The sequence below is a fragment of the Paenarthrobacter sp. genome, from assembly GCF_031180005.1.
GTDB lineage: Bacteria > Actinomycetota > Actinomycetes > Actinomycetales > Micrococcaceae > Arthrobacter.
Map to the genome: position 1 here is coordinate 16283 of NZ_JAPSHI010000035.1, position 10793 is coordinate 27075.

A 10793-nucleotide genomic window follows, 5' to 3' on the forward strand; every position below is an offset into this window, starting at 1 on the left:
ACAGTCTCAGCGGCCGGGGTGCACCAGGTCTTCATTAAAACGCAAGGCCAATTAGCAACTTTGAAATGGGTATTTATCCTCACTCAATTCGAGCTTCACGATTAGCCACTACCCAAGTGGTGCGGGGCACAAAGTAAGGCTGAGGAAATACGAAGTCCGCGCACGCACACAGGATGCATCGACAAAGGAGTCATCATGACAGTAGAAACCCAGGGAACCGCCGCCGCTTCAGGTGCAGGCGCCACCGCCAGGTTCCGGGAGAACAAGCATTTTTCCGCCGCCACCAGCCAGGAGCGCGTCAGCAGGCTTGCCGGCCGCGTTATCAAAGCCATCAACGCCACCGTGCTGGATGAAGAGGTCAGCTACGACGAGTACAACGCCCTGAAGGCCTGGCTCATTAAGGTCGGCGAAGACGGCGAATGGCCCCTGTTCCTCGACGTCTGGATTGAGCACTCCGTCGAGGAAGTAGCCAACGCCAGCAGGCAGGGATCCAAGGGCACCATCGAGGGACCCTACTACCTGCCGGATTCACCCCAGCAGCACTCTCCGGCCACCCTGCCGATGCGCGATAACGAACCCGGCACTCCTTTGCTGTTCCAGGGGCAGGTCACCAACGTCGCAGGCCAGGCCCTGCCGGGTGCCACGATCGAAATCTGGCACGCCGACGATCTCGGCTTCTATTCGCAGTTCGCCCCGGGCCTGCCCGAATGGAACCTCCGCGGCACGATGGTGGCGGACCAGGAGGGCAACTTCCAGATCAACACCATGCAGCCCGCGCCGTACCAGATCCCCACGGACGGTGCTTGTGGACAGCTCATCGCCGCGGCCGGCTGGCACGCGTGGCGCCCGGCGCACCTGCACCTCAAAGTGTCGGCTCCGGGTCATCAGCTCATCACCACCCAGCTGTACTTCGAAGGCGATGAACACGTGGCGGACGATATCGCTTCGGCCGTGAAACCCGAACTGGTGCTTGCCCCGGCCAACCGCGCCGATGGCGCCGGGAGCGAAGTCACCTACAACTTCATCCTGGACCCAGAGGAGTAAGAAAAATGACTCAGGAAGCAGCCGCCGCCCCCGTCGACCCGCGCCAGTTGCGGAACGCCTTCGGCCAGTTCGCCACCGGCGTCACCGTAGTGACCTGCCGGTCCGACGACGGCGTCCCGCACGGTGCCACGGTCAACGCCTTTACCGCGGTGTCATTGGACCCTCCGCTGGCGCAGGTGACGCTCACCCGCACCTCGCGGGCTGCGCAGTATCTTGATGGGGCTCCCTTCGCCATCAACATCCTGTCCCACGACCAGTTGGACGTTGCCTGGCACTTCGCCGGCAAACCGTTGCCCTATGAGCCTGCCTGGACGCTGGACGGAAACGTTCCGGTCCTGTTGGAGAACAAGGCAACGTTGGAATGCACGCCCTGGGCGATCTACGACGGCGGCGACCACATCATCGTCATCGGCGAAGTCCAAAAACTCGAGGTGACAGACCGCGAACCGCTGCTGTTCTTTGGCGGAAAGTTCCGCGAAATCGGGCCCCTGACGGGTTCTAGCCACTGGCACCACAGCGGTGACTCACTAGAATCCGGATGGTTCTCCGGAGCGGATTCCTTCAAAGCCTTTAGCAGCATCTAACCCCCGCAATTCTTACCGAAAGGAATCATCATGACCGAGATCCTGGACGACACAGCACCCACCACCGCTCCCACGATGGGCGAACGGACCACTCCCGCCAACCCGAAGATGCCGATGACGGGGGACGAGTACATCAACTCGCTCAAAGACGACCGCGAAGTGTGGATCTACGGCGAGCGGGTCAAGGATGTCACCACCCACCCGGCGTTCCGGAACTCCATCCGGATGGCCGCCCGGCTCTACGATGCCATGCACAAGCCCGAACTGCAGGACAAGCTGATGGTCCCCACCGATACCGGCTCCGGAGGCAAGACCATGTCGTTCTTCCGCGCCCCGCACAGCGTGGAGGACCTCAAAAAAGACCGCGTCGCGATTGAGACGTGGGCCCGGATGAGCTACGGGTGGCTGGGCCGCTCTCCGGACTACAAGGCCGCGTTCCTGGGCACGTTGGGCGGTATGCCGGACTTCTACGAGCCGTTCCAGGACAACGCGAAGCGCTGGTACAAGGAGTCACAGGAGAAGGTTCTCTACTGGAACCACGCGATCATTAACCCGCCGGTGGACCGTCACCTGCCACCGGACCAGGTAGGAGATGTCTTCATGAAGGTGGAAAAGGAAACAGATTCCGGACTCATCGTCTCCGGAGCCAAGGTCGTGGCCACCGGCTCGGCGATCACCAACTACAACTTCATCGCCCACTACGGTCTGCCGATCAAGCGCAAGGAATTCGCACTGATCTGCACCGTGCCGATGGACGCCCCCGGCGTGAAGCTGATCAGCCGCGCCTCCTACAGCCACCAGGCAGCTGTCATGGGCACTCCGTTTGACTACCCGCTCTCAAGCCGCATGGACGAGAACGACTCCGTCTTCGTCTTCGACAAAGTCCTCATCCCCTGGGAAAACGTGTTCGCCTACGGCGACGTGGAGAAGATCAACAACTTCTTCCCGCAAACCGGCTTCATCAACCGCTTCACCTTCCAAGGCGTTATCCGTTTGGCCACCAAGCTGGACTTCATTGCCGGACTGCTGCTGAAAGCCCTCGAAGTCGCCGGCACCCAGGACTTCCGCGGCGTCCAGACCCGAGTCGGTGAGGTCCTGGGCTGGCGCAACATGTTCCGCGCGCTGATCGACGGCATGACCCTCAACCCGGACGAGGGACCCAACGGCACCGTGCTGCCCAAGCTGGACTACGGCCTGGCGTACCGAATGTTCATGGCCATCGGCTACCCGCGCATCAAGGAAATCATCGAACAGGACGTCGCCTCGGGCCTGATCTACCTGAACTCCTCAGCACTGGACTTCAAAACCCCGGAGATCCGGCCGTACTTAGACAAGTACGTCCGCGGCTCCGACGGCGTTGAAGCGGTTGACCGCGTCAAGCTCATGAAGCTGCTGTGGGACTCGATCGGCACCGAGTTCGGCGGCCGTCACGAACTCTACGAACGCAACTACTCCGGCAACCACGAAAACGTCAAGGCCGAGATCCTCTTCGCCGCCCAAGCCCAGGGCACCACGGACTCCATGAAGGGCTTCGCCGACCTGTGCATGTCCGAATACGACCTGGACGGCTGGACCGTCCCTGACCTCATCAACAACAACGACGTCAGCCTGTTCCTCAAGCGCGGCTAGCCGGCACTGTACTGCCAATGGCTGCAGGTACGGTGCGGAGATCCCGCACCGTACCCGCAGCCTTCACCCCTACCGCCACTACCAAACTCAGTCCGCGCAGACCAGGAGCATCGATGACACTGCAGTTCGATCATGTGGCTCCACGCCAGCGGGTGCTGTTCGGCAACGGGAACGCAACTGCGGACCTTGCCGCCGAAACTGAACGGCTCCAAGCCCGAAATGCCATGGTTATTTCCAGCTGCAGGTACGCGGACGTGGCCGGGATCATCACGGAAGGCGTCAACGTTGCCCTGCATTATCACGACGTGGTGGAGCATGTTCCGGCCGCGGCGGCGGAGGCAGCCCGCACGGCTGCCGCCTCCCACAACGTCGACCTCCTGGTAGCCGTCGGCGGCGGATCGGCCATCGGACTGGCCAAGGCCGTTGCGCTCACCACGGGACTGCCGATAATCGCGGTGCCCACCGGCTACGCAGGTTCCGAGGCCACGAACGTCTGGGGCATCACAGCGGACCACTGCAAGACCACCGGCGCCGACGACCGTGTGCTGCCAGTGTCGGTAATTTACGACGTCGGGTTGACGTTGTCGCTGCCGGTGGCACTATCGGTGGCCTCGGGCTTGAATGCGCTGGCGCACTGCATCGATTCCCTGTGGGCGCCACGCGCCCATCCATTGAACGCGGCACTCGCCACGGAAGCCATCCGCCTGCTCGCCGGGGGACTGCCGGCCGTGAAGGCTGACCCCTCAAGCGTCGCAGGCCGGGAACAGCTGCTGAGCGGGGCGTTCCTGGCGGCGGCCGCATTCGCGTCAGCCGGGGCGGGAATGCACCACAAGATTTGTCACGTCCTGGGCGGGACCTTCAATCTTCCGCACGCCACAACGCACGCGGTGATCCTTCCCCATGTCGCAGCATTCAATGTGGCAGACGCACCGGAAGCTGAGGAGCGCATCGCCGCCGCGTTGGGCAGTGCCGATGCGAGTACAGGCCTGGCAGACCTGTACAACAGCATTGACGCCCCGCGCAGCCTCCGCGACCTCGGATTCCGCGAGGACCAGATCCCCGAAGCCTTGCACCTCATACTGCCGCAGATACCGCCATCGAATCCCCGCAGCGTCGTGACTGCGGACCTGGAACGGCTGTTGATCTCCGTTTGGAAAGGAAACACCCCATGATTTTTCTGGCCCGTCACCCGAGACTGATGTTCCATATCAATAGCAAGCAGGACCTGGCCCTGTGGGAGGCCGAACTGGCAACGCCCACCATCAGATTAACCTCGTCCGCCTGGGTGGGCTGGTACGAAGAGGACACTGCAACTTGACGCAAGATACGGCGTGGCCTAGCCCGCCGCTGCCGTCCGCTGTAGCCTCCGCTGATCAGACCGACTCGACGGTCGACGACGGACTTGGGGCCCATTTCGGAGGGCACTGAGCACGGGATCGAATCCGGGCCCTGGTGCCAGGATATACCGCGAGCTGGCCCGCGCGATTGTCTGCTCGTGGTGTCCCTGCCGGAGGTCTTGTCGGTGTAGACGAGGTCCAGCAGCTGTGGCTGCTTCGAGCTGGCGTTTTCGTTAAGGTTCAGCGTGCTGACTCGTACGTACCCCATTCGCTGTCCAGTCACCGGTGTCTCCAGCCCTCATCCTGTCAGGTTGAGTATCAGCAGAAGGTGAAGAAACAGGGCCCTTCGTTCGTCAGGTTGTGGTGTATCCCAACTGGAATTCCGTGCACCAAACGGCGGGTCTTGGGCAACATACAAGCCGCCGGCCTGAACCGGAGTAAATTCCCGGCCGCCCACCGTTGTGGCCCACGTCCCACAGGCTACGCATTACTGGACAGGCGATCGGAAACCTAGCGATCCAACAGATGCGCGGCCACCCCGGGTGCCCCGCTTGCGCTACTCCGTCCGGCGCGGCCTCTCACGTCCCTGAACATCGGCCAGGGCAGGGCGTGTCCCCCGGCGAAGCACTATTCCTTCGGGGAGACCCTCCACTGTCATCTGGGATCCGTAAACATCGAACGAAAAGTATGCTTCCCCGAAAACCACGTTCTCGGCATGAAAATTCCCCCACGCCTCCGGTAACACAGGGTCCATCCAAAGCTCGCCCAGAGAAAAATGGGCATCGTGGCGCAGGAGGCTCCTGAGCAGCATTATCGGGGTTGTTGCCGCCCATGCCTGGGGCGAGCATGCCGTCGGATACGGGAGTGGCTGAGGGTAGTCGGAGCGACTGTAACCGCAAAACAATTCGGGCAGCCTGTGGTCCGTGTACTCGCCGACTTCCATCAGCGCTGAGGCAAGCCGCTGGGCTTCCTCGACGAACCCGTAGCGCAACAGACCCCCGACGATCAGCGCATTGTCATGCGGCCAGACGGAGCCGTTGTGGTAGCTGACGGGGTTGTAGGCACCCATGTCAGTCGCCAGGGTGCGAATGCCCCAGCCGCTGAACATCTCCGGGGACATCAGCCGGTCGGCGACCTGCCGGGCCTTGTCCTCATCCACGATGCCGGACCACAGGCAGTGACCCATGTTGGACGCGCAGGCGTCGACGGGCCGTTTATCGCCGTCCAGCGCGATCGCGTAGTACCCGCGGTCGGGCAACCAGAACTGTTTGTTGAACTGCTTCTTCAGCCGCTCCGCCTGGTCCTGGAGCTCGACCGCCAAGGCCCTGTCGCCCGAGTCATGCGCCATCCAAGCACGGGCGACGAGGGCGCTGTAAACGTAGCCCTGCACCTCACACAAAGCGATGGGCGGCTCTGCAATGCGCCCGTCGGCAAAGCTGATGCCATCCCAGGAGTCCTTCCAGCCCTGATTGATGAGACCCTGTTCATTGAGTCGCTCGTACTCGACAAAACCGTCACCGTCCCTGTCGCCGTAATCCCGCACCCAGTCCAAGGCGCGGTCCGCATGGGGCAACAGAGCAGCGACGTCCTCTGGTGCATGTCCCCAACGGCTCACTTCACCGAGCAGAGTCACGAATAAGGGAGTGGCATCAGCGGTACCGTAATAGGCAGACTTCCCGCCAAGCGCCAGGCCTGTGCCAAGGCCCAACCGTACCTCGTGAAGGATCCGCCCGGGCTGTTCCTCAGTCACCAAGTCCACCACGGTGCCCTGCCACTTAGCCAGAGTCTGAAGCGTGCCCAGCGCGAGCGGCGGGTTGATGGGCACCGCCATGAACGAAGCCAGCAAGGAGTCCCGACCAAACAATGCCATAAACCAGGGCGCCCCAGCGGCGACAACCATGCGGTCAGGATTCGACGGATCAACGATGCGCAGAGCGCCGATGTCAGCATAGCTGCGCGCGACAATTCGATCGATGGACGGGTTTGCTATTCGGACAGGAGGGATACTCGCAACCCAGGACTGCTGTCTCCGGTCCCGGGGTGAGACAGCATCCGGATGGGTAGCGAGGAGCGATGAGCCCGGATTGGTATCGTCCGACAGCGGCGTAACAGTCGCCCGGATGCTCCACTGCCCGTGACCGGGTACGACGGCGCGGAAGATCAGACCGTCGGCGCTGGCTTCGCCGCCGGCGGCCCGCACGACGACGCCCTTCCGGACATCCTGCCAAACTGCCTCCATCCTCACCGAATCGCCATCGACTTGACGTGCCTCATTCCACTGCCGGCGGAATCGTCCGTCCTTGACTTCAAAAAGATCGGCGAAATCCGCGTCCACGAACAACGCAACTTCACATGCCGCCGGACCGGATGCGTAGTTGTATATGGTGATGTCTTCCAGAATGCCGGCGCCCACCTCGCGCTTGCGTTCCACGGTCAAAGGACTATCGGACCGACCGTCGGCACGCACGGCTCTGCCTACGTACATTCCCCGGTAAGGCGTAGGCGTCCACGCCCCGAGAGGCTCGACCGGCTCGCCATTAATGGTCAGGTACCACCGGGAAAGGATCCTTGTGTCGAGATGGAAAACGCCGTGTGGATGATGGGGGAAGATATCCCCATTCTGCAGCGAGATGCAGAACGACGATCCCTCCACCAGCGTCACCGCACCCTGGCCGGTAGGTCCCGCCGCATTATCCGCATTCCAACCGGTCATCATAAACTCCCCTTTGAAAGCGCGCCGAGCCTCATGCTGAGCTGAATCTACGCCCGCTACCGGGCATCCACCAGACCAGCGTGAGCGGCCCTGCTGGTTATTGAAATCAAGCGGCGGCCTGGATTGTGGCAGGGCTTACGATTTAGCCGAAAAATCCGGTGCTGGAGGCATGACCGGTAGGAGAGGACACTTCTTGCGGCTCCACGTTCGCGAAGTCTTCAAGGACATCGAACGCATTCAGACCAGCACGCCGGACCTCTTATTTCGACGGCACGACACCCGGCATCTCGACGCAGCGTTGCACGGGCGAATCGGACTTCTCGTTAAACGTGTCTCAATTCCGGTTGTTCCGAAGACCATCAGGCGTCACCGCCATTGCCCACGCAACCGGCAGTTGGAATTGGTTCTCCGCGCCACCGCGAAGAAGCATGCTGTCTCCGCCGCCAGCCAGGGACAATTCTTGTGGACGAATTGAAAACCGGCTGCCACGGCGCTGAGCCCATCATGTGCCGTGCGGTACGGTTGTCCGTCGACCGGGCAACATGATGGTGGGGATGCCTTTGACAGCATCAGGGCAGGGTCCAAGCCCATTCTCCAACCCCACCTGGCTGGTAGAAGTGCCGCTTCGACCATCACATTCGCTGGGGCTACATCGTCATAACTGTATGGACAACAAACAAGTCCTGGCAGTAGTAGCAATGCTTAGCGGGTGGTGAGCAGGTATGTCACAAAGGCATATGGGCACCCGGCAACGAGGCTCGAGAGTGCGAGGGCACGGCCCAACCACTATCGGGTCTATCGCCACATAGAAACAGCGGAATTCCCGAAAAAGATGCATCTGACCCAGCGTAGGTGACGACGCGGGCGACAGTAACAACAAGAGTGCGAGAGGTGGATCAATGGCAAAGGTATTAATCGTCGGAGGTGGCTTTGCGGGTGTGTGGACTGCGGCTAGCGCAGCGAAATTGCGCCGCGAATGCGGTGTCAGCGACTCTGACCTGAGTATTACCGTGGTCAGTGCGGGTGATGATTTGGTCCTCCGCCCGCGCCTGTACGAGTCCGACCCCCACAAGATGCGCAGCCCGCTCGACAAGATCCTTGGCCCCATCGGCGTTCAGCGGCTGGCCGCGACCGTGACAGCCATCGATACGGCAGCCAAAACGGTTAGCGCAGTGACCAGGGATGGGTGTAGTGCCGAGCTCGCATATGACCGGCTGGTGTTGGCATCCGGCAGCCAGGTTGTCCAACCGAAAATTCCCGGGGCTGAACACATTTTCGACATCGACACCCTGGGAGGAGCATCACGGCTTGACTCACATTTGCACCGCTTGCCCCAATGTTCGGAAAGCGCAGGGCAGTACACGGCAGTAGTTGTGGGTGCCGGTTTCACGGGGCTCGAGATTGCCACGGAGCTGACTAGACGTCTGCGGGAAATCGCCGGCCCTCAGGGAACCGTGCGCGTCGTTCTTGTCGAGCGCGAGGGAGAAGTGGGCCCTGAGCTGGGCGCAAATCCTCGTCCAGCTATCACGGACGCGCTGACAGAGCTCGGAATTGAGGCGCGCATGAGGGTGAGCCTGGACGCTGTGAGACGCGGCTGCGTCAGCCTGTCCGACGGTACAGAGATCGCCGCAGATACTGTGGTCTGGACCGCGGGAATGGCTGCAAGCCCGCTCACAAAGTTCATCCCTGCCGAACGTGACCGGATCGGCAGACTGCATGTCGACGAATACCTCCGGGTGACCGGCGTTGCTGACGTCTATGCGGCGGGCGACACCTCTGCCGCTATCGCGACAGAAGGCCGAACCGTGATGCAGAGCTGTCAGCACGCCACGCCTCTCGGCAAATTTGCCGGACACAACGTTGCCGCCGACCTGCTCGGAAAGCCTCTGGAACCTTTTGTTCCTGATAGTTATGTGACTTGTTTGGCGCTGGGTCCTGCCGGTGCGGTTGTAACCTCCGGGTGGGAACGTACGGTTCTCATGACCGGCAGCGCCGGCCATGACCTCAAGACCACTATCAACACGGAATGGATCTACCCACCCGCTGGCGACGGCGAAGCCTTGCTGGCCGCGGCTGGCCCGAACGGCGCGTGGCCGCAATACACACCTCTCGCCGCTGGGTGAGCCGGAATGTCTGAACACCACCGCCGGGGTGGGGGTGGTGTTCAGCTCCGCCCTACCGCTGTTTGCGACGTGTGCACATAGGGCCGGGGCGAGCCCGGACCCTGTCGAAGGGGGAGCAGCCCTGAAGAAAGGCATACAGGAACGGAATCAGGACGGGCATTGAGTTTGTCAGGATTTGCGATGAGCGCAATCGCACCGATGGACCCATCAACGACTTCGAGGTCCATCACCCACACGAGATCCGCTGCCCGGCGAACCACAACCCCCGTGTAACCGTTGACAAGCTCCATCGAGACATCGAGATCCCCTCTTTGGCGCCACTCAAGACTCAGCACACCCAGCAGATAATGTGCCACCTCGCGTTGCCCTCTGATCAGACGCCGCGCAACTCTGACGGACTTTCCACCGTCTGCTCTGGAAACAACATCCGGATCCAGAACGGCGGCCAAAGACTCCATGTCACCATCGGCGCACGCGCGCGCGAATGCCTCAACCACCTGATCCCTCGTTGCACCATGACCTTCTGCGCGGCGAGGGGAAAGAACTTTCTTACGGGCGGCTGTCGCCAGTTGCCTGCAGGCTTCCGGGCTTCTCCCGACAATTTCAGCGATTTCAGCGAAGGGGACCTGAAACACGTCGTGAAGGATGAGACTCACGCGCTGCGGGGCAGTGAGCTGTTCCATGGTCACCAGCAACGCGATGGAAACTGACTCATCCTGCGTGACAATATCGGCAGGGTCAGAGTTGGGGGAAAGGCGAGACCCTTCCGGCAGGTTCTGATGGATGCTTCCGACTGTCGATGCTGGTTCCCCCACCATCGGCTCGGGCAACCATATGCCGTGGTATCTTTCCCGCCTGGCCATGGCCGATCCCAGCCGGTCAGGGCACACCCTGCTCACTACACGGGTAAGCCACGCGATCGGCTCCCGAATGAACTGACGCTGCTCCTCGCTCAGCTCCTGCCATCGTGTGAACCCGTCCTGCACGGCATCTTCCGCGTCATGCACCGACCCGAGAAGGCGGTAGGCCACGCCAAAGAGATGATTGTACCCACGGCTTCCGCGTTGGAAGAGCGCTGCCTGCTCATCCGTCACGGCATCCTCGTTCACTGAGTAGTAGCTTGTGTCATGATGACTCCTTTGTCGATGAACGGTTTGTCTGTGGACAGTCCGGGGCGTTGCGGGGGTGCCCTTTGCCTCCCGCCCGTGCAGATCAATAAGCTATGCCGCTGCTGCCCAGGCAGGTGTTAGCGCTCACTTTGCTTTTACTTTGGCTCCCGTTCATTTGATTTGGAAAAGGTCGACAGTGGTCTCGCCCCGGACGGGGCGGCAATTCAATCACTCCACAAGAGGTTCAATTTCGT

General features: G+C 61.5%; 8 protein-coding genes. 6 read left to right on the forward strand and 2 right to left on the reverse strand.

What is annotated here, in order from left to right; translation table 11 throughout:
- Positions 1-195 precede the first annotated feature (195 nt).
- From catA to RIF72_RS18105, 5 genes are all read left to right on the forward strand, one after another.
- Complete coding sequence (gene catA / locus RIF72_RS18085; protein ID WP_309076212.1) at positions 196-1044, forward strand: catechol 1,2-dioxygenase; 849 nt, start codon at positions 196-198, stop codon at positions 1042-1044.
- Between the two features lie 5 nt (positions 1045-1049).
- On the forward strand, positions 1050-1628 hold the full coding sequence (locus RIF72_RS18090; RefSeq protein ID WP_309076213.1) for a flavin reductase family protein: 579 nt from the start codon (positions 1050-1052) through the stop codon (positions 1626-1628).
- Positions 1629-1658: 30 nt separating this feature from the next.
- On the forward strand, positions 1659-3257 hold the full coding sequence (locus RIF72_RS18095) for a 4-hydroxyphenylacetate 3-hydroxylase N-terminal domain-containing protein (protein ID WP_309076214.1): 1599 nt from the start codon (positions 1659-1661) through the stop codon (positions 3255-3257).
- Positions 3258-3370: 113 nt separating this feature from the next.
- Positions 3371-4429 carry a maleylacetate reductase gene (locus RIF72_RS18100; RefSeq protein ID WP_309076215.1) on the forward strand — a complete coding sequence of 353 codons (1059 nt, stop codon included), beginning with the start codon at positions 3371-3373 and terminating at the stop codon, positions 4427-4429.
- Positions 4426-4575, forward strand: a complete 150-nt coding sequence (locus RIF72_RS18105; RefSeq protein WP_309076216.1) for a hypothetical protein — start codon at positions 4426-4428, stop codon at positions 4573-4575. The genes RIF72_RS18100 and RIF72_RS18105 overlap by 4 nt, the downstream gene beginning before the upstream one ends.
- A gap of 575 nt (positions 4576-5150) precedes the next feature.
- Here RIF72_RS18105 and RIF72_RS18110 read toward each other — a convergent pair.
- Complete coding sequence (locus tag RIF72_RS18110) at positions 5151-7307, reverse strand: glycogen debranching N-terminal domain-containing protein (protein ID WP_309076220.1); 2157 nt, start codon at positions 7305-7307, stop codon at positions 5151-5153.
- A gap of 899 nt (positions 7308-8206) precedes the next feature.
- Between RIF72_RS18110 and RIF72_RS18115 the strand changes: the two genes are divergently transcribed.
- Positions 8207-9430 (forward strand): FAD-dependent oxidoreductase, encoded by a 1224-nt coding sequence (locus RIF72_RS18115; RefSeq protein ID WP_309076217.1) that lies wholly within the window; start codon positions 8207-8209, stop codon positions 9428-9430.
- Positions 9431-9471: 41 nt separating this feature from the next.
- On the opposite strand, the gene sigJ is transcribed toward RIF72_RS18115, so the two are convergent.
- Positions 9472-10524: an RNA polymerase sigma factor SigJ gene (sigJ, locus tag RIF72_RS18120; RefSeq protein WP_309076218.1), complete on the reverse strand. Its 1053-nt coding sequence runs from the start codon at positions 10522-10524 to the stop codon at positions 9472-9474.
- Positions 10525-10793: the final 269 nt, after the last annotated feature.